19 protein-coding genes are annotated in these 21,268 nt (G+C 53.3%); 10 read left to right on the forward strand and 9 right to left on the reverse strand.

The genetic code is table 11. From position 1 onward, the window contains the following. Positions 1-59: 59 nt before the first annotated feature. Together ACO0LK_RS08315 and ACO0LK_RS08320 are read right to left on the reverse strand one after the other, a co-directional pair. Positions 60-854: a LytR/AlgR family response regulator transcription factor gene (locus tag ACO0LK_RS08315; protein WP_422974008.1), complete on the reverse strand. Its 795-nt coding sequence runs from the start codon at positions 852-854 to the stop codon at positions 60-62. Continuing rightward, positions 854-2,053 (reverse strand): sensor histidine kinase, encoded by a 1,200-nt coding sequence (locus ACO0LK_RS08320; protein WP_422974010.1) that lies wholly within the window; start codon positions 2,051-2,053, stop codon positions 854-856. The genes ACO0LK_RS08315 and ACO0LK_RS08320 overlap by 1 nt, the downstream gene beginning before the upstream one ends. Positions 2,054-2,192: 139 nt before the next feature. Here ACO0LK_RS08320 and ACO0LK_RS08325 point away from each other — a divergent pair, with 139 nt between their 5' ends. Further along, entirely contained in the window at positions 2,193-2,672 is a 480-nt protein-coding gene (locus ACO0LK_RS08325; protein ID WP_422974141.1) for a (2Fe-2S)-binding protein, read from the forward strand. Continuing rightward, positions 2,669-4,855 carry a molybdopterin cofactor-binding domain-containing protein gene (locus ACO0LK_RS08330; RefSeq protein ID WP_422974012.1) on the forward strand — a complete coding sequence of 729 codons (2,187 nt, stop codon included), beginning with the start codon at positions 2,669-2,671 and terminating at the stop codon, positions 4,853-4,855. Before ACO0LK_RS08325 ends, ACO0LK_RS08330 begins: the two co-directional genes overlap by 4 nt. Before the next feature lie 134 nt (positions 4,856-4,989). On the opposite strand, the gene ACO0LK_RS08335 is transcribed toward ACO0LK_RS08330, so the two are convergent. Then, the gene (locus ACO0LK_RS08335) at positions 4,990-5,232 is read right to left on the reverse strand and encodes a hypothetical protein (RefSeq protein WP_422974014.1); all 243 of its coding nucleotides are present in this window, start codon (positions 5,230-5,232) and stop codon (positions 4,990-4,992) included. Positions 5,233-5,406: 174 nt separating this feature from the next. Between ACO0LK_RS08335 and ACO0LK_RS08340 the strand changes: the two genes are divergently transcribed. Further along, positions 5,407-5,799, forward strand: coding sequence for an MAPEG family protein (locus ACO0LK_RS08340; protein ID WP_186945938.1), 393 nt, complete (start codon positions 5,407-5,409; stop codon positions 5,797-5,799). Between the two features lie 9 nt (positions 5,800-5,808). On the opposite strand, the gene ACO0LK_RS08345 is transcribed toward ACO0LK_RS08340, so the two are convergent. Then, entirely contained in the window at positions 5,809-7,308 is a 1,500-nt protein-coding gene (locus ACO0LK_RS08345; protein ID WP_422974016.1) for a tetratricopeptide repeat protein, read from the reverse strand. 89 nt (positions 7,309-7,397) lie between these two features. Between ACO0LK_RS08345 and ACO0LK_RS08350 the strand changes: the two genes are divergently transcribed. After that, positions 7,398-7,655 (forward strand): hypothetical protein, encoded by a 258-nt coding sequence (locus tag ACO0LK_RS08350; RefSeq protein WP_422974018.1) that lies wholly within the window; start codon positions 7,398-7,400, stop codon positions 7,653-7,655. A gap of 31 nt (positions 7,656-7,686) precedes the next feature. Here ACO0LK_RS08350 and ACO0LK_RS08355 read toward each other — a convergent pair whose 3' ends face one another. Continuing rightward, positions 7,687-8,235 (reverse strand): GNAT family N-acetyltransferase, encoded by a 549-nt coding sequence (locus tag ACO0LK_RS08355; protein WP_422974020.1) that lies wholly within the window; start codon positions 8,233-8,235, stop codon positions 7,687-7,689. Positions 8,236-8,439: 204 nt separating this feature from the next. On the opposite strand from ACO0LK_RS08355, the gene ACO0LK_RS08360 reads away from it, so the two are divergent. From ACO0LK_RS08360 to ACO0LK_RS08380, 5 genes are all read left to right on the forward strand, one after another. Then, positions 8,440-8,934 (forward strand): low molecular weight protein-tyrosine-phosphatase, encoded by a 495-nt coding sequence (locus ACO0LK_RS08360; protein WP_422974022.1) that lies wholly within the window; start codon positions 8,440-8,442, stop codon positions 8,932-8,934. After that, positions 8,934-9,170 (forward strand): hypothetical protein, encoded by a 237-nt coding sequence (locus tag ACO0LK_RS08365; RefSeq protein ID WP_422974024.1) that lies wholly within the window; start codon positions 8,934-8,936, stop codon positions 9,168-9,170. Before ACO0LK_RS08360 ends, ACO0LK_RS08365 begins: the two co-directional genes overlap by 1 nt. Before the next feature lie 11 nt (positions 9,171-9,181). Continuing rightward, the gene (locus ACO0LK_RS08370; RefSeq protein WP_422974026.1) at positions 9,182-10,132 is read left to right on the forward strand and encodes a M23 family metallopeptidase; all 951 of its coding nucleotides are present in this window, start codon (positions 9,182-9,184) and stop codon (positions 10,130-10,132) included. Between the two features lie 411 nt (positions 10,133-10,543). Next, on the forward strand, positions 10,544-11,722 hold the full coding sequence (locus ACO0LK_RS08375; protein ID WP_422974028.1) for an efflux RND transporter periplasmic adaptor subunit: 1,179 nt from the start codon (positions 10,544-10,546) through the stop codon (positions 11,720-11,722). 2 nt (positions 11,723-11,724) lie between these two features. Then, positions 11,725-14,964: an efflux RND transporter permease subunit gene (locus ACO0LK_RS08380; protein ID WP_422974030.1), complete on the forward strand. Its 3,240-nt coding sequence runs from the start codon at positions 11,725-11,727 to the stop codon at positions 14,962-14,964. A gap of 349 nt (positions 14,965-15,313) precedes the next feature. On the opposite strand, the gene ACO0LK_RS08385 is transcribed toward ACO0LK_RS08380, so the two are convergent. Together ACO0LK_RS08385 and ACO0LK_RS08390 are read right to left on the reverse strand one after the other, a co-directional pair. Continuing rightward, positions 15,314-16,318, reverse strand: a complete 1,005-nt coding sequence (locus ACO0LK_RS08385; protein ID WP_422974032.1) for an LLM class flavin-dependent oxidoreductase — start codon at positions 16,316-16,318, stop codon at positions 15,314-15,316. A gap of 89 nt (positions 16,319-16,407) precedes the next feature. Then, positions 16,408-17,232, reverse strand: coding sequence for a nucleotidyltransferase domain-containing protein (locus ACO0LK_RS08390; RefSeq protein ID WP_422974034.1), 825 nt, complete (start codon positions 17,230-17,232; stop codon positions 16,408-16,410). Positions 17,233-17,440: 208 nt separating this feature from the next. Here ACO0LK_RS08390 and ACO0LK_RS08395 point away from each other — a divergent pair, with 208 nt between their 5' ends. Further along, positions 17,441-18,778, forward strand: a complete 1,338-nt coding sequence (locus ACO0LK_RS08395; RefSeq protein ID WP_422974036.1) for a hypothetical protein — start codon at positions 17,441-17,443, stop codon at positions 18,776-18,778. Between the two features lie 2 nt (positions 18,779-18,780). On the opposite strand, the gene ACO0LK_RS08400 is transcribed toward ACO0LK_RS08395, so the two are convergent. Then, complete coding sequence (locus ACO0LK_RS08400; RefSeq protein ID WP_422974038.1) at positions 18,781-20,196, reverse strand: family 43 glycosylhydrolase; 1,416 nt, start codon at positions 20,194-20,196, stop codon at positions 18,781-18,783. Between the two features lie 22 nt (positions 20,197-20,218). Further along, the gene (locus ACO0LK_RS08405; RefSeq protein WP_422974040.1) at positions 20,219-21,262 is read right to left on the reverse strand and encodes a hypothetical protein; all 1,044 of its coding nucleotides are present in this window, start codon (positions 21,260-21,262) and stop codon (positions 20,219-20,221) included. Between the last annotated feature and the right edge of the window lie 6 nt (positions 21,263-21,268).

Consider the following 21,268-nt stretch of genomic DNA (forward strand, 5'->3'; position numbering starts at 1 on the left):
CTGACCCCGCTGACGCACGCTCGCTACAGATCGTAAACAGGTTTTAAGAAAAAAAGATGTCAGCCGGGCCGCAAGCCATCATGCATGCGCCGTCTGACTTCAGCAACATAGCGCTCGCTGACGGGGACTTTGTCCTGGTTGGCGAGCACTAGTTGATAGACTCCGTCACCCAATACCTCAAGCTGGCTGAGCTGATCACAGCGCACGATGGCGCTACGGTGCACGCGCATGTAGCTTGCCGGATCGAGATGTTTTTCCAATCGGCCAAGAGCAACCCTGTGCAATACCTGTCTCTGTCCCAGATGCAGTTGCATGTAATTTCCTGCTGCTTCTATCCATAAGACATCAGCCAGTTGTATGCACTCTATGCGGCCTACTGAGCGAATGCTTACTTGTTGCCAGTAAGCTGGTTGTTCTTTTTTTGCCTCATCTTCAGCCCTGACATACTGGCTCATCGCCTGCGCATAACTGGCTTGCTGACGTTGTTTGAGCATGGCAGCAGCGCGTTCCAGCGATAGCGCCAGACGCTCATCGTCAAAAGGTTTCAGCAAGTAATCAAGAGCATGCAGGTCAAAGGCTTCAATCGCATGGGCGTTGAAGGCGGTGACAAAAATCACCAGTGGTGGTGTCGCCTGGGTACTCAGTTCACGTGCCAGTATCAGGCCGGTTTCGCGCGGCATCTGTATATCCAGAAAAATGACATCGATCGCCTGCTGCGCCATTACGTCACGGGCCGCGGCCACGCTGGCGCATTCCGCCACGATCTGCCAGTCGGGATGATCTTGCAAGGCAAAGCGCAGATTGATGCGGCCAGGCTCCTCGTCATCGACGATCAGTGCACGTATGGTGGTCATTATGCTGCACCTTCCGGCATATGCAGCGGCATGCGGATTTCCACTTCATAGCGACTCTGCCCCGCATCTGATACCTTGCCACTTTGCATGCTGGCACGTCCGGCATACATCAGTTCCAGCCGGGCGCGGGTCTGTGGCAGACCCAGTCCCAGGCCTGGGTTGGCAGCATTGCCATCAGTGACAGTATTGCTGACCCTGATACTGAGTTCTTCATCCTTGAGGCTGAACTGCATGCGTATATCGCTATCGCCTTCATGACAGTCAAGGTCATGGCGCAAGGCATTTTCCAGCAAGGGTTGCAGCAGCAAGGGCGGGCAATCACCCGCCAGTATGGTCGCGGTATCACCGTTAATGTGTATGTGCAGACGTTCGCCATAACGTAGTCTTTGCAATTCCAGATAATCGCGGATGAATGTCATCTCGTCTTCAATACGTACCCAATCCTTGCTGCTTGCAGTCAGGGCATAACGCAACAGGTCACTGAGCCGGTTCAGGCCAGTCAGGGCAATACGCTTGTCGTCGCTTCTGACCAGGGCACTGATGGCGTTCAGGCAGTTGAAGATGAAGTGCGGTTCCAGTTGGCCACGCAGGGCGTTCAGTTTTTGCTCTTCCAGATCCAGCCGCAAGCGCAGTATGTCGTTCATGGATTGTTGCAGGGCCTGTTCACGTACCCGGCCCTGGCGCCAGGTACAGATTGCCAGCACGGCGATGAAGGTACCAGTACACCAGGCAAATTCGAGGAAGATGGTAAAGCCACGCAGATTGAAAGCGGTGCTTACTATGTCTTGCAAGCCAAAGCCGGGCTTGTCCATGGGCAGATCAAGGATGGTGATGTACATCAATTCCAGCGGCAAAAATCCCAGCAGCATGACGCCATAGGCCAGCGCGATGCCACCCACCTTATTGATTAGCCGTTCGCGGCGCATGAAGATCAGATAGAGGCAGGTGCTGAAGACCATCATCAGTAAATGACTGCTGACCCAGGCCCATAGTATCTCGCCATAGTTGCGCTGGGTAGTCCCATACTTGATCAGGTCACCATAATTGCCCAGGGCACCAACGGCGCACATGCTGGTCCATATCAGGATATTGGTGAGCAATAGCTTTAGCACACCCGCTACGGTGCTGGCCGCAGTCCGGGGCTTGAGCGCATTGTCAGAGATCAGGTTTTCCATGCGGCACAGTATAGCAGCCAGCATAACCTCATTCTGCCATGGAAGGGGGAGGTGGTAACAGGATTTCGGGGTTTCATCACAAGCGCTGTCCTTGCAATTCGACCTTGCCAGATAATCTGTCGCAGCAGTTAGTGTCCAAAGACAACTGGAGGGAAATATGCACCTGAATCTGAAAGTCAACGGCCAGGCCCGGCAGTGTCAGGCAGATGGTGATACCCCGCTATTGTGGATATTGCGTGAAGACCTGGGCCTGACAGGCACCAAGTTTGGCTGCGGAGCAGGGCAGTGCGGTGCCTGTACCGTGCACCTGGATGGGCAGGCCATGCGCAGTTGCGTCATGCCGGTAGAGGCTTTGAATGGCCGCAGCATCACCACCATAGAAGGTTTGTCACCTGATCGCAGCCATGTCCTGCAACAGGCCTGGATAGAACATCAGGTACCGCAATGTGGCTACTGCCAGTCGGGTATGCTGATGGCGGCGGCTGCGCTGTTAAAAGCCACGCCACGGCCCACAGACAGGCAAATCGACGCGGCAATGACCAATCTGTGCCGTTGCGGTACCTACCCGCGTACCAGGGCGGCTATCCACACGGCTGCCGCCAGGCTGAAACCGCAAACAGGCAAGAAGGGGAGCAAGGTATGAGCATAGTCGCTTCCCCTGCACGCAGGAGTTTCCTGAAATCTTCCCTGGTTGCCGGTGTCTGGGTCGTGGGCAGCAGCACGCTGCCTTTGCTGGATAGCGTGGCGGCAGCAGATCAAAAAGATAAGCCGGTGTCACCGTTTGATTTCTGGCTCAGCATGGACGCTGGCGGCGTGGTGACTGCCTGCACCACCGTCACCAATCTGGGCCAGGGCACCCATGCGGCAATCGTGCAGATCGTGGCTGAAGAGCTGGAAATGCCCTTGACGCACGTACGGATAGAACATGCACCCGTCATCCGGCAGTTTCATCAGAAATGGCCGCCCGGTATCACCACCTTTGGCAGTGCCGGGTTTAACTCCGCACAGGCGACGGTAGCGCCAGCCTGCGCAGCAGCGCGACAGATGTTGATACAGGCGGCAGCGCTGCAATGGCAAGTCGATGCGAAAGACTGTACCGCTGCCAATGCACGGGTTCATCATGCCGCCAGCAATCGCAGTGTGCCGTATACCGAATTGATCAAGGTGGCAGCCACGCTGGTTCCGCCAGAAAAACCGGCGATCAAGGCATCTAAAGACTGGAAGGTATTGGGGCAATCGGCACCACGTCCGGATATCCCGGCGCGGGTGGACGGCAGTGCCGTATTTGGTATTGATGTACAGCGTCCCGGCATGCTGGCGGCGGTCGTCTTGCACGCACCGCGTTTTGGCAGCACGCTGTCCAGCGTGGATGATAGTGCGGCCCTGGCAATCAAGGGCGTGCATAAAGTCGTGCGGCTGGCGAATGCCGTTGCCGTTGTCGCAGACCGCTACTGGATTGCCAGCAAGGCCGTGCAATTATTAAAGCCGGTCTGGCAGGATGGCGCACATGCAAAGATCAACACGGCCAGCATGCGTGATAGTCTGCTGAAGGCGGTGGCAGCAGGCGAAGGTTTGCCGGTGCAGAGTACGCGGATACAGCATGCCATGGAAACACAAAAAGCCATGGAATCGGCAAAGTGGGTTATTGATACCACCTACGATGTCCCCTTTCTGGCCCATGCAGCGATGGAACCGCTGAATGCAACGGTGGAAGTCACCGCTGGTGGCGCGCAAGTCTGGCTGTCCACACAAAGCCAGACCGATACCCAGCAGGGTGTAGCCAAAGCTTTGGGATTGCAGCCTGGGCAAGTGCACATCCATACGCAAAATACCGGTGGTGGCTTTGGCCGCAGGCTGGAACATGATTTTGCTGTCGAGGCAGCCCTGATCGCGCAGGCGGTGGGGGTGCCGGTAAAAACCATATGGTCGCGTGAAAATGATATGCGCTCTGGTTATTACCGCCCCATTACCGCTTCACGCGTGCGTCTGGCGCTGGATCAGGATAATTTGCCGCTGGCGCTGCGCCATGATACGGCGGGCCCTTCGCTGCTGGAATACACGGGCGTAACGAATAGTCCGGCGGAAGATGGGTTTGACTGGACCTATCTCATGGGCTGGTTTAGCAGCAGTTACCGTTTCCCCTTGTTTGATACCCGCTGGACCAGGGTGGATTTTGGCGTGCCCTGCACTTACTGGCGTTCGGTAGGGAATTCACAAAACTGTTACTTTCTCGAACATACGCTGGAACAGGCTGCCCGCAAAGCAGGAATGGATAGCCTGGAATACCGGCGGCGTTTATTGAAGCACAATCCCAGGGCAATTAATTTTGTAAATGCTCTGGCTGAACGCGCAGGCTGGAACAAGCCGCTGGCAAAGGGGCATTATCGCGGCTTTGCCATGAATGGCACTGGCGACGTACTGTTCAGCGGTCATATTGTTGAAATTGCCGTGGTCAGGCCCGGACAATTCCGTCTGATAAAAATCACGGCAGCGATCAACCCTGGCCTGGTTGCCAATCCCGGGGCCGTCGAAGCGCAAATGATGGGTGGGACTTTGTTTGGTTTGTCGGCTGCTCTGTTTGGGGAAATCAGCTTCAGAGACGGGCAGGTCGAGCAGGGCAATTTTGATGGCTATCGCCTGGTCAGTCTGGCGCAGACACCGCTGCTGGATGTGCTGGTCATCAGCACAGGTGAAAAAGCCCGGGGTGTAGGCGAAGAAGGCCCACCATCGATAGCACCGGCAATCGCGAATGCGTTACTGGCTGCCAGTGGCAAACCAGTTACCCGTCTACCGCTGACGCAGGCGGGCTGGCAACTGGTGGCTTGAGGCTTTGTGCGTTAGTGGTGACAACTATGCTGACCACAAATGTTGAAAATAAAATCGGCGCAATATGCGCCGATTTTACTTATCTACTGTTTGCCAGCAAACTAGCTAGCTCAACACGACCTGATGCGTGTCAATTATTTTGCAGGTGCTGCTTTTGTTTCTTCAGTTTTTTCTGCTTTTTTCGCTTTTGCATGTTTCACATGCTTGGCTGCTTTTTTCTCGGCAGCAGGCGCTGGTGCAACCGCAGAGGCGGATGTCGATGCACTGGCAGAAGCAACTGGTGGAACTGCAGTTTTTGCTGGCTCTGCAGGAGTTTTAGCGAACGCTGTACCCATAGCGAAGGTAGCAGCAACGAGAGTGGCGATCAGCTTGTTCATATTGAATCCTGTTCTGTGGTTGATTTCTTTGACGTAGTCAATCTACGTAAGCCAAGAACGCGACCGGACGCGATTGTGTTGACAAAGAATGTGTTGCGAATTGTTACCAGAACACCACGTGGTATCGTGCGGGCAAGGTACAATCATCGCTATAAAAACCGGGAGGAGAGAAAAATGAGCATAGCAAACTGGTGTGTACTGGCCGCATGTGCGTTACCCATCGTCAGCGTCGGGCTGGCCAAGGGCGGCTCAGCCAGGCGGGGTGGTAAGAACCAGGTCTATGATAACCAGGCACCGCGCGAATGGGCCAAAGACCTCAGTGGCTGGCAGCAAAGAGCGCACGCGGCACAGCAAAACGGTTTTGAAGCCTTGCCGCTATTTATTGCGGCTGTGGTGCTGGCGCAGCAGTCTCATGCGGATCAGACACGTATAGATCAACTAGCGTTGCTGTTCATTGCCATTCGTATCGTGTACCTGATTACCTACCTGGCCAATCAGGGTACATTGCGCTCGCTGGTCTGGTTTGCAGGTGTTGCCACGTCGGTGGCAATACTTGCGATGGCCTGATTTTACGCGTCAGATTTTTTGCAGGAGCATGATGTGAATGGCGATATCTTCGCCATGATCGCGACGGGCAAATTCCTGGCTTGTTTCCACGATGGTGAAACCGTGCTGTTGTGCCAGGTCTTGCAGGTAAGCTGTAGCGTGGGCATAGCGGTGTGAAGGGCGCAGTGAAAAATCTGGGTTATCACCGGCTTCGGCAGAAAACGCAAACAGGCCGCCATCACGCAGCACGCGGTTGACTCCGGTAAATACCTGTTGCAAGTCGCCGATATATACAAACACGTCGGCAGCGATGACCAGGTCATATTCTGCTGTCGTGGCGATCAACAGGAAGCTGGCAATGTCGGCACAATGCAAGCTATCGTACAGTCCCGTCTGCCGTGCCTTTGCCAGCATTTTTTCGGATAAATCGACACCCACCAGCCTGCTTGAATATTGGCGCAATAAGGGTGCGCACAAACCCGTACCACAGCCCAGATCCAGACTGTGACATGTTCCAGTACTTCTGTGCCGCTCTATGGCAGCAGCCAGTAAATCAGGCACGGTATAGCCCAGCACATCCAGCAAATGGTGGTCAAAATGGTCGGCATACTGGTCAAACAATTCGGCCACATAGCCTGGCGGTGCTGTGGCCGGTGTGTCACCTGTCCCCAATGCGGCCAGAGCATAGTGAATCTGTTCTGCATTGGCACCATGCGCCAGCGCATTCTGATAAGCGTCAATGGCTTCGCCATTGCGTTGTAGCAGGCGCAGGCAATGGCCGCGCTGCTGATGGGCTTTGGCAAAATCAGCCTTGTATGCCAGTGCCTGATCGATACTATACAGGGCAGCTTCGTACTGCTGCATTTTTTGCAGCAACATGCCGCGATTGCACCAGGCTTCGCTATGTGCGGGATGCAGTTGTAGTAAATGGTCGTAGTCTTGCAGTGCTTCTTCGTGGGCATGCAGGTATTGCAGGCTGACGGCGCGGGCAAACAGGGCTTCCGTATAATTTTTTCGCAAGGCCAGGGCATCATCAAAATCCGGTAATGCAGATTCGTGTTCAGCCAGCCCCTGCAACAACAGGCCCCGGTTCAATAATGCTTCAGGATAGGCTGGCGTGATCTGCAAGGCCTGGTCATAGCTGGCCAGTGCCTGTTCCAGCTGACCCAGGCTGCGCAGGGCGTTGCCACGGTTATTCCACGCCATGGCGTAATCCGGTTTCAACAGCAAGGCGCGGTCATAACTGGCCACTGCTTCTTGCGAGCGCCCCAGGTCTTGCAGGGCGGCCCCCAGATTAATATGGGCTATGGCTTGCTGCGGGTTGACGGCAATCGCTTGTTGCAGGCTGCTTACAGCAGTTTCTGCATCACCGCGCTGGCGCGCCAGCGTCCCCAGTAATTGCAGGGCATCAAACTGGTTTGCATGTACTTTCAGCACTTGCAGATACAATGCTTCTGCCAGCTCAAACTGGCCCTGCTGATGGTGGGCCAGTGCCTGTTCCAGCAGGGTTTGTATATTTGCTGTTTTCATTGATGAAACTGGAATCGCCTCTGATTTTTCTTACTACGCTTATACTGCACATGTATTGCAACACCTGCACTTCATTTTAAAGGCCACACATGCTGGATGAACAGGAACTCACCGCCTTATTGTTAAGCTTGTTGCCCAGCCCAGCTTATATCTACGGTGCCATCATTTTCGGCATACTGGGTATGGCGGCCTACGCCTATGGCAAGAAAAAATCCAGCACCCGCATCAAATGGCTGGCCCTAGGCCTGATGTTTTATCCCTACCTGATAGGGAATGAAACCTGGTTGCTCTATCTGGTGGGCGTAGCACTATGCGGGGCCATTTACTATTATCACGACAAATCCTGATCATTGACCAAGTGTGCACAAGTGCTTGAAATCAGGACAGTATTTTTTCCATCTCTTCAAACTGCAGGTTTTCAACCAGCATCTGTTCCTTGCCGTTGTTTGAAGGGAAGGGCTTGAAGCGGCCCGTGCGTACATAACCACGGCGTTCGTAGTAGGCAATCAGTTCTTTCCTGACGCTGATAACGGTCATCCAGATTTTATCTATGCCCCATAATTCTTGCGCGTGCCTTTCAGCCGTTTGCATGAAATGCTTGCCTATGCCGTTACCTTGCAATATCGGGCGTACTACAAACATGCCCAGATAAGCGGCACCGTCGGTTTTTTCCAGATTGACACAACCTATGATGTCGTCACCTTGCAGGCATAGCAGGATGACGGAATCGGGCGTGGCGATCAGCTTGCGTACTTCTGGCGCAAGTATGCGTGAACCCTGCAATAAATCAGCTTCCGTGGTCCAGCCCTGGCGGCTGCTGTCGCCACGGTAGGCGCTGTTGACCAGATCGGCGATTGTTTCGGCATCAGCATCCACCGCAGGGCGAAAGCTGATTGTGCTGGTATTGCTTGAGGTGTTTTCTGTCATACGTGTCTCTGTGTTATGTCGGGCTTGCGATTGCGCTTACAACTGTGATTGCAACTGAGCTTACCGCGGGCCTGAAATAATAACATGTGTTTTTCCTGGGCCAGAATCCGGCTTTGCTGATGCGAAAACTGCGTGTTAGCATATCGTGAATGTATGAAATTTTGGCTTTCTATCAAGAATTTTCCGGTATTTTCTGATTTAACGATGAAAAACTCCGCCACCAAAGCAGTTCTGTTTGTCTGTATGGGTAATATTTGCCGTTCACCTAGTGCTGAAGGGGTGTTCCGTGCCCAGGCTGAAGCTGCGCAACTGAATTTGCTTATCGATTCTGCCGGGACCCATGCCTATCACATCGGCGAGCCACCCGACCCACGCTCGCAAGACTTTGCTGCCCGCCGCGGCATTGATCTGTCGCAGCAAAGGGCGCGCAAGCTCAGCGCTGACGATTTCGCAAAATTTGATTTGTTGCTGGCCATGGACAAGGACAATCTGGCCAGGATGAAGGCAGCCTGTCCTGTGGCGCATCAGCATAAGCTCAAGCTGATGATGGACTATGCCAGTCAAAGTGACAGTGATATCGTACCCGACCCTTACTACGGTGGCCCGGATGGCTTTGATCTGGTACTGGACTATATAGAAGATGCCAGTGCCGGCCTGGTCTGCGCAATACAGCAAGACCTGAACAGAGGAAAAGAATAATGCAGACTCAAGATCAGGAATTCATCGCGAATGCCATACGCCGCTATATACAGCAGCGCCCGAACAGTGCTGATACAGCTGAAGGCATTACCCATTTCTGGATAAACTGGTCAAGTGAGCCACTGTCCATGTCGGTGGTATTGTCGGTACTTGAGAACATGCGTAATGCCGGTGAGCTGGAAAGCATGGTGGTAGGCGGTCGCACGATCTGGCGTGCTGCCCGTTCTGACGATTGACCTGAATGTGTATGTCAGCCAGCAGAGCGTTATTTGTTGCCGTCTTTTGTTATGCCCTGTCTTTCAGCCAGCTTTCAACAGCCTATGCCGTTAACGACCTGGTGAAGATAGAAACAGCCAAAAAAGCCGGTTCAGATACCGTGATTGCCACCAACAACAGTCGCATGCCGGTGATGGTGACACTACAGCTCAGCAGTTCCAGTAACCTGGCATCGAGTCGCAACTGGCCTGTACAGGTACTTCTGGCGGGTGGACAAAGCATGGAGCTGGTGGACGTATTTGCTGCCAACAGGCAGTTTGGGTATACGTATTATTACAATAGCCAGTTCGTTCAGGGTGACCCCAGGGCGCGGCATGATGCGGGTGTCAGCTACCGCATCCCTTTTCTTGCTGACCAGGCTTTTCAGATATTGCAAGCCGCAGATGGACCCCTGTTTACGCATACCACGGTGGCCACGCGCTATGCGGTCGATATCAACATGCCTGTCGGTACAGCGGTTGTTGCAGCACGGGCCGGTATGGTGGTGGAAGTGGTGCGCCAGTTTGCTGACAATGGCAAAGCTGAGGCCGAATTTTTTGACAAGGCCAATTATGTACGCGTCCTGCATGATGACGGTAGCTGGGCTGATTATGTCCACCTGATGCAAAACTCTACCCAGGTGCAGCCCGGCCAGCGGGTGGAGATAGGGAATGTGCTTGCCCTGTCTGGCAATAGCGGTTTTTCGACCACCCCGCACCTGCATTTTCATGTGCAGGTGAACCAGAACGGCACCATCATTTCCCTGCCGTTTCGCTTTCGCAATGCACATGACGGGGTGTTTACCCCACTCTACAAGACCTGGCTCATCCCCGATCCACCGAACCTGTCCGTCAGCAGGGCAAAAACCAGAAAGACCCTGCGCGAATGCCTGCCAACCGGCAAGGCGATTGATGATGCAGTGATACGTTGCCTGGCTTCTTAGCGACGACCCGGCCAGGCGCGATGACCTTTTTTGCTGGCTATCAGGTGCAGGCTGTTGATGCATTTGGACTACATGCACCGGATAGACTGCATTTCGCCAGGTAAATGGCATTGCGCTGCGCACCCTTTTACACGCCGGAAGCCTGTCTGGATCTATTCCAATTTTCACAGTTTTTCGCCCGAACCTGCTTAAAATAGCAGTAATCCGGCATGCAGGAATTGGAACTTATTACGCATATCTTGGTCTGACCCGGCACAATTCCAGTGGGAGCAAATGCATTTCAACCCGCGAAAACTGCATTTCATCCATAAAAAAGAGCAATTCAAAACCTGGGGTATTGAACTGGACAAGCTCTCGGGGAATACTCTCTCATCAAATTTTCCCAATAACAAATAGCGACAGGGATTCATCATGTTACGTAAAACACTCCTCGTTCTCGCCATCGCCTCGGCCCTGGCAGCCTGCAGCAAAGACAAAGCTCCGGAAAAAGCCAGTGCAAGTTCCAGCGCCAGTGCAACAGCAGACAAGGGTGGAGCTACGGACAAAAAACCACCCGTCAAGCTGGTGATTGCACCGGAAGACATCATGACCGTGCAAAGCAACGCCCTGGCATCCGGCCCTGTCGTTACCGGCTCGATACAGCCTGAACGCAAGGCAGACCTGCGTGCAGAAGTCAGTGCCGTGGTGCTGCAAGTGCTGAAAGAAAACGGCGATGTCGTCAAACGCGGCGATATTCTGGTGAAACTGGATGAAACCTCGATTCGCGACAACCTCAATTCAGCCGAAGACAATGCCCGTAGTGCCGCCATGGCCTTGGATCAATCTGACCGCGCCCTGCAAAGGCTGAAAACCCTGCGTGCATCCGGCATGACATCCCTACAGGCGCTGGATGATGCCGAAGTACGTCGCAACAGTGCCCAGAGCGAACTGTCGGCTTCCCGGGCCCGCGCGGTGGTAGCACGCCAGCAATTACAACGTACAGTCGTACGCGCCCCGTTTGACGGCGTTGTTAGCGAGCGCAAGGTATCGGCCGGTGATACGGCGTCAATCGGCAAGGAACTGGTCAAGGTCATCGACCCGACCAGCATGCGTTTTGCCGGTCGCGTCTCTACCGACAAGATTGCCCAGGTCAAGGTCGGTCAGCCGGTTGGTTTCCGTATCAATGGCTATCCCGGGCAGGAATTCCGTGGCAAGGTAACCCGGGTCGACCCGGCAGCCAATGACGTGACACGTCAGGTGGAAGTGCTGGTGGCGTTTGCCGATAGCAACCAGCCACGGGTATCTGGCCTGTATGCAGAAGGTAATATCGAAGCCGCCACCGTCAGCGCCCTGATGTTGCCGGAAGCGGCAGTCGTCAAGGCTGGCGACAAGGCCTATGCCTGGAAAGTGGCAGGAAAAACCCTGAACCGGGTGGATTTGCAGATCGGCAAACGTGACCAGCGCACCGGCAATTATGAAATCCGCAGTGGTCTGGTGGCGGGCGATGTGGTCATGCGTAGCCCAAGTTCCAGCTTCAAGGATGGTCAGAACATAGAAATGGCAGCGGCCAAGGTTGCCGTGGCTGACGCGACTCCAGCGCAAGGAAAATAATCATGTTCCTATCCGATTTCAGTATCAAAAAGCCGACCGCGACGATCGTACTGATCATCGCCCTGATGGCTTTGGGTTTGCTGGCACTCAGCAAACTCAGGGTGAACCAGAACCCGGATGTCGAAGTACCGGGCCTGTCCGTCGTCATGCCATATCCTGGTGCATCACCGGATACGGTGGAACGCGAAATCATCAACCGCGTTGAAAAATCTCTGCAGGCAGTATCAGGTGCACAGGAAGTCTGGGCAACGGCAGCAGAAAACAGCGGCCGTTTCGATATCCGCTTCACCTTCAAGAAAAACATGATCGAGGCTTCGGATGAAGTCCGTAACGTGATTTCTACTTTGCGCTATAAACTGCCGACAGAAATGCGTGAGCCAGTCATACAGCGCTGGGACCCGGGTGCACAGCCGATTCTGAACATGGCACTGTCCTCCAGCAAGCAAACGCATGCCGAAATTTCTCGCCTGGCCGAAGATAGCCTGGCCGACAAGCTGCGCAGCATCAATGGCGTGGCGACGGTAGAGGTGACCGGTTCACTGAAGCGCGAATTGTCAGTCCTGCTGCGCGCAGAAAAATTGCGTGAATTTAATATCTCGGTCGGTGATGTGGTGAGTGCCCTGCGCAATCAGAATACCAATGCCCCGGTCGGCAAGATACGCGGTACTCTGGATGAAGAAAGCATACGTCTGGTAGGCCGTATTGAATCGCCGGAAGAATTCCAGAACATCGTGGTCAAACGCAATGGTGAGCAAATTGTTCGCCTGGCGCAGGTGGCCACGATAGAAGACAGTTTTGCTGACGTGAATGGCCTCAGTATACGCAGCGGCAAGCCCAACGTGGGTATCTATGTGACCCGTGCCCGTGACGCCAGCACCGTCAGCGTGGCACAGGCAGTGCGTGAAAAGGTCAAGGAAATCAACAAGGACCTGGAAAAAAACCTGCCAGGTACCAAGCTTGAAATCACCCGTGATGGCGGTGAAGATGCGCAGCGCAGCCTGAACAATGTGATCGAATCACTGATACTGGGTGCTGGCCTGACCATCTTCGTGGTATATGCCTTCCTGAATTCCTGGCGTTCTACCCTGATCACGGCCCTGAGCTTGCCGACTTCTGTCATTGCCGCCTTCATTGCGGTATGGCTGTGCGGCTTTACGCTGAACTTCATGACCCTGCTGGGCCTGTCACTGGCAATTGGTGTGTTGATCGATGATGCGATTGTGGTGCGGGAAAACATTGTGCGCCATATGCAGAACGGTTCTGACCGTCGTACTGCGGCACTCGAAGGTACGGCTGAAATCGGCATGGCCGTGGCTGCTACGACGTTTTCCATCATTGCAGTGTTTATTCCTGTGGCCTTCATGCCTGGCATGCCGGGTGAATGGTTCCGTCCGTTTGCGCTGACGGTGGCCTGTTCGGTGTTTGTCAGTCTGGGTATTTCCTTCACGCTTGACCCGATGTTGTCGGCATACTGGGGTGACCCGCCAGATCACCATACTGCGCCGAAAAAAGGTATCAGCAAGGTATTGGCCAATTTCAATGACTGGTTTGACCATCAGTCCGACCGTTACAGTAATGTGATTGCCTGGGCCCTGCATCACAGGCGCTGGATGAGCGCGATTGCCCTGTTCAGCCTGGTGGCTGCACTGGGTGTACAGATGAAGTGGGGCGGCACCAGCTTTTTGCCAACCGCAGATTCCGGCAACCTGATGATCACCGTGCGTACACCAGCTTCTTCATCCATAGAATATGCGCGCCTGAAAATGGAAAGAGCGGCAGAAATTGCACGTGGTATTCCAGAAACCAAGGAAACCAATAGCAATATCACGGCAGCCGGTGGCCGTATTTATGTGGATATAGGCAAGCGCACACAACGCAAGCGCAGTGCCAAGGAAATCGCAGTTGAATTGCGCGAAAAAGTAAGAGCCTTGGTCGGTGCCGAATATGTGGTACTGGATGATTTGAACAACGGCGCACAAAAACCGGTACAGATAGAATTCACCGGCCCGGATTCACGCAAGCTGCTGGAAATTACCAGTGCTTACATGGATAAATTGCGTCAGGTGCCTGGTGCGGTCGACGTCGGCCTGTCTGAACAGGACCCTAAAAAAGAACTGAAGATAGAACTGAATCGTGGCCTGGCCAATTCCATGGGTATTTCATCGAATGATGCAGCGCAGGCCTTGCGTGTGGCCTTTGCAGGTATCGAAGTCGGTGACTGGGTTGATCCAACAGGTGAAACCCGTGATGTGGCAGTGCGCCTGCATCCGAACGACCGCGTCAGCAAGGAAAACATAGAACGTTTGCCTATCGCCGTATCCGGCACCAGCCAGATGGTACCGCTGGACCAGATCGCCACTGTCACCATGGGCAAAGGGCCTTCCGGTATCGAGCATGCAAATGGCAAGCGCACCATTACCGTGTCTGCCAATGCGCAGGGACGTTCTAACGGTGAAGTGATCGCTGATGCCATGAAACTGGCGCAGTCCTTTGATTATCCACCAGGCTATGGCCTGTCACTGGGTGGTTCTGGTCAGGATCAGCAAGAAGTATTCGGTGCCATGCTGATTGCCCTGTTGTCCGGCATCGGTTTGATGTACCTGATCCTGGTGATACAGTTCGGCTCTTTTACAGCTCCACTGGCTGTGATGCTGTCGCTGCCTTTGTCTTTGATCGGTGTGGTGCTGGCCTTGCTGATTACCGGCAGTACCCTGAATCTGATGAGCTTTATCGGCATCATCATGCTCATGGGTCTGGTGGCGAAGAATGCAATTCTGTTGCTGGATGCCGCCCGCAAACGTGAGTCAGAAGGGTTTGACCGTGAAGACTCGCTCATGCATGCGGGCCGTGTTCGCCTGCGTCCTATCCTGATGACGACCTTTGCATTGATTGCCGGCATGATGCCTGTTGCACTGGGCCTGGGTGAAGGCGGTGAGTTTTATCGTCCGCTGGCGATTGCGATTATCGGCGGCACTATCACTTCCACCATCCTGACACTGTTGGTTGTGCCTACCTTCTATGACAGTATAGAAATTGCACGTGACCGCATGATGGCAAAAATGCGCAGACGCATGACAGAACGCAACCCGTTGGTCGGCTTTTGCATGACCATGCTGGAAGCCATATTTACCCTGTTGTTCATACGCTTGATATATCGCACTTTGATGAAACTTATTGGCATGCTGACTGGTCGAAATCGTAAAGCAGCAAATACGCTGACGGTCAAGCCAGAAAATGCATGAGCAGGAAAAAGAACGAGAACAATGAAATGGAATGAATTGAAGTAGTAACGCTTCCCTCTTGCTGATAGACCGTTGTTATCTGGTCAGCAATTTCAAAGCCTGTGCAACGAGGTGTGCACAGGCTTTTTTTTGAGCGAGGACATCCACAAAATCGCCCCAAAGCGTTGCTGCTCCCGCTTTTCATTTTAAGGTTGTACTAAAGTACCGTCGTCGTCGTCTTGTGTAGTCGGGGTTTCAGGCAACATGTTGCCTGCCGACGAAACGAACCTCCCCTTTAAGGGAGGTTTCTTAAAGCATAGCCTTGTTGGGACAATTTTGTGAATGTCCTCTTTTAGTCTTTAAGTACTATCTACGAGTTTGGTGCGGCAGCCTGCAACTGGCTGGCAAGCTGTGCAGCAATTTCATATGAATGCAGGCGTGCGGCGTGGTTGTGGATTTGCGAAGTCAGCATCAATTCATCTGCGCCTGTGTTGTTGATGAAGGCCTGTATTTTTTCAGCCACGGTATCGGGTGCGCCGATGGCCGAGCAAGATAAAATTTGATCCAGCAGCATTTGTTCTTGCGGTGCTGTCTGCTTCAGAAAATCACGTACCGGTAGCGGTAATTTGGCCGGGCGACCACTGCGCAAATTGATAAAGGCTTGCTGGGCAGAACTGGCCAGGTAATGCGCTTCGTCATCCGTATCGGCAGCAAAGACATTGAAGCCCAGCATCACATAGGGCTTGGCCAGTTGTGCAGAAGGGCGGAAGGTGGCGCGGTAGATATCGATTGCCTGCATCATCTGCTGAGGCGCAAAATGCGAAGCAAAGGCGTAAGGCAAGCCCATGGCCGCAGCAAGCTGCGCACCAAACAGGCTGGAACCCAGTATCCAGATCGGGATGGACAAACCAGCGCCAGGTACTGCCCGTACATAGCGCGGATCACCTTCAAAATACCCAATCAGTTCCGCCACATCTTGCGGAAATTCATCTGCGTCGCTGGACAGATTGCGACGCAAGGCACGTGCCGTGCGTTGATCTGACCCAGGTGCGCGCCCCAGCCCCAAATCGATGCGGCCAGGGAAGAGTGATTCCAGCGTACCAAACTGTTCGGCAATGACCAGTGGTGAGTGATTGGGCAGCATGACGCCACCGGCACCCACGCGTATGCTTTTGGTCCCGGCGGCAATATAGCCTATCAGCACAGATGTAGCTGCACTGGCAATACCGGGCATGCCATGGTGTTCTGCCAGCCAGTAACGCTTGTAACCCCAGTTTTCGCCATGCTGGGCCAGGCTGAGGGAATTATGGAAGGATTGTGCAGCATCGCTGCCTTCTGCTATCGGTGACAGATCGAGTATGGATAAGGGATACATGAGCCTGCAATTTCAAATGACAAGAAAATCATTATGGGTGAAATTGCCAATTCTTGTTGGCAGGCATCAAAAATGCTGTTAAAAACGAATTATTTTTTCGCCAAGCTTCCCATTACGGTATCACGCAGCAGGCGGTCCAGAACAGAAAAATCCATATCTTCGGTAGCATGCTGCTTCACGTTTTCCAGCCTGCCCAATTCGGTTTCAATAAAGCGGTTGATGACAGGCATGGCCGGTGCCAGTTCTGATTCTTTGGCACGTCGCTTGATGACCAGCAGTTCAGCGATGGCTGCCTTCAACACGCTGTCAGTGATCAGTGCATCCACCAGGTCCTGGAAGCGCATCGGTACTGTACCGAGATTTTTCTCTATCCATAAACTGGCCAACAGCGGGCGCAGTACATACAGGTATTTTTTCAGCTTGACGATATCGCCACTCAAATGCTCACGGTAGTTTTTTGCCGCCATGTGCAGGTAATGATAGTAAGAGCGTTCTGGCCGGTGCACCTCTTTGGTTGCTGCTTGTATTGCCTGCAGAAACACCGCATCAGCCGCATACACCACAGGTGACGACAGCCACTCGATCAGGGTTGCATTACCCATGCGCAGCAGGCCCAGTGCCTTGCGTACATCCCAGCCGCTGACATCATAAATTTCATTGACCGGCAATTCGATGACATCACGACCGGGCACCACTGTCAGATACCAGTCTGGCCGGTTCACGTAGATAAAGCGTACATCATAATCATTGTCAGGCGAGGCAAAGCCCCAGCCACGACTGCCTGATTCACAGGCAAACAAGACCCTGACATCATGCGTCTGTTCTATGCGTTGCAGGGTGGCATTGATTTCTGTGCGTATCGCAGGGTCTATCGGGTGTTCCTGTTCTTCAAATGCCAAATGATCGTCATGCATGTCAAAATCCTCTATTGTTTTTTGCAGCCTGCCTGAATGGCTGCCTTGTTGAAAATCATACCTTCCTGCGCAGATAATTTGTAAGAAAATGCAATTCGCATTGTCTGCATACCGGATCAGCACTAGGCTGGAAGCCCACTTGCCTCATGCCGGAAGTAAAACCACCATGCGATGCACTACAGTTCAAGGACTATCCGTCATTACACTCATGCTTGCGCTGACTGCCTGTGGCGGTGGTTCTGGCAGTACCAGTAGTGGTGCGAGCGGCAGTACCACGGGTACGAGCGGCGGCAATACGGGTAACACGGGTTCTACCGGCACCACCACTGCCACAGCACCAGTAATCAATAGCTTTGTCGCCACTTCTGCCAGCATCACTTCAGGACAAAGCACACAATTGAGCTGGAATATCAGTGGTGCCACCAGTGTCACCGTCAATGGTGCCGCCGTGACGGGCAGCAGCCTTACTGTCAGTCCAGTCGCCACCACAAGCTATACCCTGCTTGCCAGCAACTCCGCTTGTAGCACCACATGCAATACATCCGCGTCGGTCACCGTTACCGTCAATACAGCAGGCACTGGCAGCACAGGTGGCACAAATGGCGGCACAACGGCTAATGCCATTTATGGCGACTTGCGCAAGGCTGATCTGGGCGCAGGGGCCAATCTAAACGGAGCTGTGCCTTTTCCGGCAAATAATGCCTGGAACACGGATATTTCGGGTGCCGCAGTTGATCCGGCATCCGATGCGCTGATCAGCAGCATAGGCCTGGGCACCAGTCTTCATCCCGACTTTGGCGCTGGCCTGTATGATGGTGCACCCATAGGCATACCCTATGTGGTAGTTGCCAGCAGCCAGCCCAGAGTCGCAGTGCAATTTACCGACTATGGTGATGAGAGCGACCCTGGGCCTTACCCCATACCTGCCAATGCACCGATAGAAGGACAGCAGGCCAGTGGCATTACCTTTGGCGGTGATCGCCACGTACTGGTCATAGACCGTGACGCCAATCGCCTGTATGAAGTGGGTAATGCCTATCCACAAACAGGTGGCAGCTGGAAAGTCAGTGGCGGTGCCATCTTTGATCTGACATCCAACACGGTAAGGCCAGGCGGCAAACCAGGCTGGACCAGCGCCGACGCTGCCGGTCTGCCCATCTTCCCCGGTCTGGTACGTTATGAAGAAGCCGCCAGCGGTGCGATACGCCATGCCCTGCGCTTTACTGTCAGCCGCAGTCGTCGTGCCTATGTGCCACCGGCTGCCCACTGGGCTTCATCGAATACCAGCAACACCCTGCCACCGATGGGCATGCGCGTGCGCCTGAAAGCCAGTTTCCAGATACCGGCCAATTTCTCCAACGAGAGCAAGGCTATTCTGCAAGCCATGAAAACCTACGGCATGCTGGTGGCTGACAATGGTTCCAACTGGTACATCAGCGGTGCACCAGATGCCCGCTGGAACAATGACAAACTGGTGTCTGAACTGGGCAGTGTCAAAGGTAGCAATTTTGAAGTGGTGAGGATGGATGGACTGGTGACGCCTTAGTGTTAATTACTGACGATAATCTTTTCAAGCGAAACGGCGTATCCGGCACTGCCGGATACGATTTTTTTCTTGCTGGTCCAACTCCAGTGTTCCCGTAAAACAGAGACGGTCAATGTATAGCTGTCTTTGGGAATAATCGGGCTCATGAACTTCAGCGCAGACACTGGGTATTTACTGTACATGTCGATGATGGATGACAATACAGTTTCGCCTTTGCTGTTACGCATGTTCACCCGGGCATAACCGCCATCGGGGGTCGCAAGGCTATATAAGCTGATTTGTCGACCGGTAAATGACACAGAAAAAGTAGCATCCTTCACATCTGACCTGCTTTGTGCAAATGGCGTCGTTTCATGTTGCCATGTGCCGGTGTAAGCAATGCTGTCATCCGTATTCTTGATAAACCGTCTTCCAGTCGCGACAGGTGCAGTGATGCCGGTGGCGCTATCGATTTGCCATGCTTCCTGATATAGAGGAATAGAAATAGATGTGTCATCGATAGTTAGCGGCTGCCAGACATAGGTAGCAGCAGATGCCTGTCTGGGGTAAGACCAGCGGTCACCCATGAACATATAGGTGGTGCCTTGTGATCCTTCAATCGGCAACACAAAAGTGACTTGCGAATTCCAAGTCAGTGTACCTTCCGGCGCAATGAAACCCCTGCGCGTCCACGGCCCCTTTAGTGAGGTGGCGGTGAAATAATAATTGTCATTGCGTTCCCAGCCGGTAAGGTCTGATCCAAGAAAATAATAGATGTCGTTTTTTCTGAACAGGGCAGGGGATTCAAAACCTGGTGTCATGGCGTGATTGACCTGCTCACTGACACCGGTATAGTCGTCTGTCAGTTTGTAAATATCACCCCCGTGCAGCAGCACGTATCCGGCACCATCCTTATCCTGAAAGCTGCCCATGTCCCATTTTTTGATGGGCTTACCCTGATATAGCAATGGTCCGCGATAGGTATAGGGGCCGGTAATGTTCTTTGATGTGGCATAACCGACAAACTGGCTTTTGTAGTCAAGCGCATCAACGTGCATAAACATGACATATTCACCCGTGGCGGGTGACTTCATGACTTTCGAACGTTCTCCCACCGTATCCGGGCCTAAATCGCCGCTGGCCTGAACCGGCAGGGCAATGCTCTCGAATGTCCAGTTATACAAATCTTTCGATGAATAACAATTGAAACCGGCAAACGCATTGCCCGCATCCGTATGTGCTTCGCCAAACAGGTAATAGCTATCTTTATCCTTGATGATGTTGGCACCGTGGGCACTGACGACTTGCCCGCGGTTGTCGAACCAGGGCGTACCCGAATGAATCGCCTTGTAACTGACCGGTATCTGCGCCACTGAAAGATGAGAAATGACCATCAGGATGATGAATAATGGCCAATCGCTGATCAGTGTGCGTTTCATTTTTCCAGACGTAAAATCAGGGTTACGCAGTCGCTTCCTGCAAAAACCTCGCCTTGATGGCTTCAGGGCTGGCTTCAATAAAAAAGTTTTCAAAACTGGTTTCATCGGAAAATGAATTGCGTACACGTGCCATCAGTTCGCCCAGTTCCTTGCCGGCCAAGCCGGTAATCTCAGCGGCCAGGCCACCATTGAATTGGCGCTTCACCTGCTTTTTGCGCCCATAGTCTGCCAGTGCATCGTGATAGGCTAGCCTGAAATTGGGGAACCGCGCAAACGTTGTATCGAGAAACTCATTTTTCTGATTGTTACGTTCTGCCGTGCCAGCTTCGGCCCAAGGGTAGGCTGGTAATTCCACTTCGTCCTGTTCATCCAGCCAGGTCAGAAAGGCATTGTAGGTCGCTCTTTTGGCATCACGTATGCGGGCTTTATGGTTTCTGTTATCGAGCAGGTAAATTTCCCGGTTGGCATAGGGTGATGCCACGACATAACGGAAGATGTCATTCAAGGTTCGGAACTGCCCATTGGTGCGCATGGTTTCGTAAAGCGCGGCATCGTAGCCAAGCAGACTCAGGGCTTCGCCAAAATCCGTCGTAATGCAAACTTCGGCAATCATGTGGCTGCTGTTGTCCGGATCGCGTAGTGGGTACAGCAAGCCAAGATGCCCGAACTTGGCACCAAACTTGTGGGCAATGCGGCCCACCAGGTTACCAAAATCGTTCAGCCCAAAATAGCGCGAAGCAAAATCAAATGATGCTGGTGCTGTCCGTATCAAGTCAACCTGGAACACACCTTCGGCTATCGCCAGACCCATGCTGGTGACATCGCCATTAAAGACCACTTCAGTCGCCTGCAATGCCTGTGCCAGTTGCGCAGCATCATAATCCTGGCCAGCTTCGACCAGGATGTCCAGATCACCAAAATCTGTCTTGTCGGCATAGGCAATGACAGCCTCAATACGGCGTTCTGGAAAACACCGCTGCAATGTTGTCACTGCATGGCGTTCCACTTCACGGTATCTTGATGCTGACAATCGAACCGATTCAGCCTGTAGTGCATTTCCACCCATGACATT

Origin of the sequence: Undibacterium sp. Ji49W (genome assembly GCF_049340205.1) — a bacterium.
In the GTDB taxonomy this organism is placed as follows: domain Bacteria; phylum Pseudomonadota; class Gammaproteobacteria; order Burkholderiales; family Burkholderiaceae_D; genus Undibacterium.

What these genes read in the sequence shown, in the direction of transcription:
- ACO0LK_RS08315 (WP_422974008.1), bottom strand. Translation starts at nt 854, where the DNA reads ATGACCACCATACGTGCACTGATCGTCGATGACGAGGAGCCTGGCCGC.
- ACO0LK_RS08320 (WP_422974010.1), bottom strand. Translation starts at nt 2,053, where the DNA reads ATGCTGGCTGCTATACTGTGCCGCATGGAAAACCTGATCTCTGACAAT.
- ACO0LK_RS08330 (WP_422974012.1), top strand. Translation starts at nt 2,669, where the DNA reads ATGAGCATAGTCGCTTCCCCTGCACGCAGGAGTTTCCTGAAATCTTCC.
- ACO0LK_RS08335 (WP_422974014.1), bottom strand. Translation starts at nt 5,232, where the DNA reads ATGAACAAGCTGATCGCCACTCTCGTTGCTGCTACCTTCGCTATGGGT.
- ACO0LK_RS08340 (WP_186945938.1), top strand. Translation starts at nt 5,407, where the DNA reads ATGAGCATAGCAAACTGGTGTGTACTGGCCGCATGTGCGTTACCCATC.
- ACO0LK_RS08345 (WP_422974016.1), bottom strand. Translation starts at nt 7,308, where the DNA reads ATGAAAACAGCAAATATACAAACCCTGCTGGAACAGGCACTGGCCCAC.
- ACO0LK_RS08350 (WP_422974018.1), top strand. Translation starts at nt 7,398, where the DNA reads ATGCTGGATGAACAGGAACTCACCGCCTTATTGTTAAGCTTGTTGCCC.
- ACO0LK_RS08355 (WP_422974020.1), bottom strand. Translation starts at nt 8,235, where the DNA reads ATGACAGAAAACACCTCAAGCAATACCAGCACAATCAGCTTTCGCCCT.
- ACO0LK_RS08360 (WP_422974022.1), top strand. Translation starts at nt 8,440, where the DNA reads ATGAAAAACTCCGCCACCAAAGCAGTTCTGTTTGTCTGTATGGGTAAT.
- ACO0LK_RS08365 (WP_422974024.1), top strand. Translation starts at nt 8,934, where the DNA reads ATGCAGACTCAAGATCAGGAATTCATCGCGAATGCCATACGCCGCTAT.
- ACO0LK_RS08370 (WP_422974026.1), top strand. Translation starts at nt 9,182, where the DNA reads ATGTCAGCCAGCAGAGCGTTATTTGTTGCCGTCTTTTGTTATGCCCTG.
- ACO0LK_RS08375 (WP_422974028.1), top strand. Translation starts at nt 10,544, where the DNA reads ATGTTACGTAAAACACTCCTCGTTCTCGCCATCGCCTCGGCCCTGGCA.
- ACO0LK_RS08380 (WP_422974030.1), top strand. Translation starts at nt 11,725, where the DNA reads ATGTTCCTATCCGATTTCAGTATCAAAAAGCCGACCGCGACGATCGTA.
- ACO0LK_RS08385 (WP_422974032.1), bottom strand. Translation starts at nt 16,318, where the DNA reads ATGTATCCCTTATCCATACTCGATCTGTCACCGATAGCAGAAGGCAGC.
- ACO0LK_RS08390 (WP_422974034.1), bottom strand. Translation starts at nt 17,232, where the DNA reads ATGCATGACGATCATTTGGCATTTGAAGAACAGGAACACCCGATAGAC.
- ACO0LK_RS08395 (WP_422974036.1), top strand. Translation starts at nt 17,441, where the DNA reads ATGCTTGCGCTGACTGCCTGTGGCGGTGGTTCTGGCAGTACCAGTAGT.
- ACO0LK_RS08400 (WP_422974038.1), bottom strand. Translation starts at nt 20,196, where the DNA reads ATGAAACGCACACTGATCAGCGATTGGCCATTATTCATCATCCTGATG.
- ACO0LK_RS08405 (WP_422974040.1), bottom strand. Translation starts at nt 21,262, where the DNA reads ATGGGTGGAAATGCACTACAGGCTGAATCGGTTCGATTGTCAGCATCA.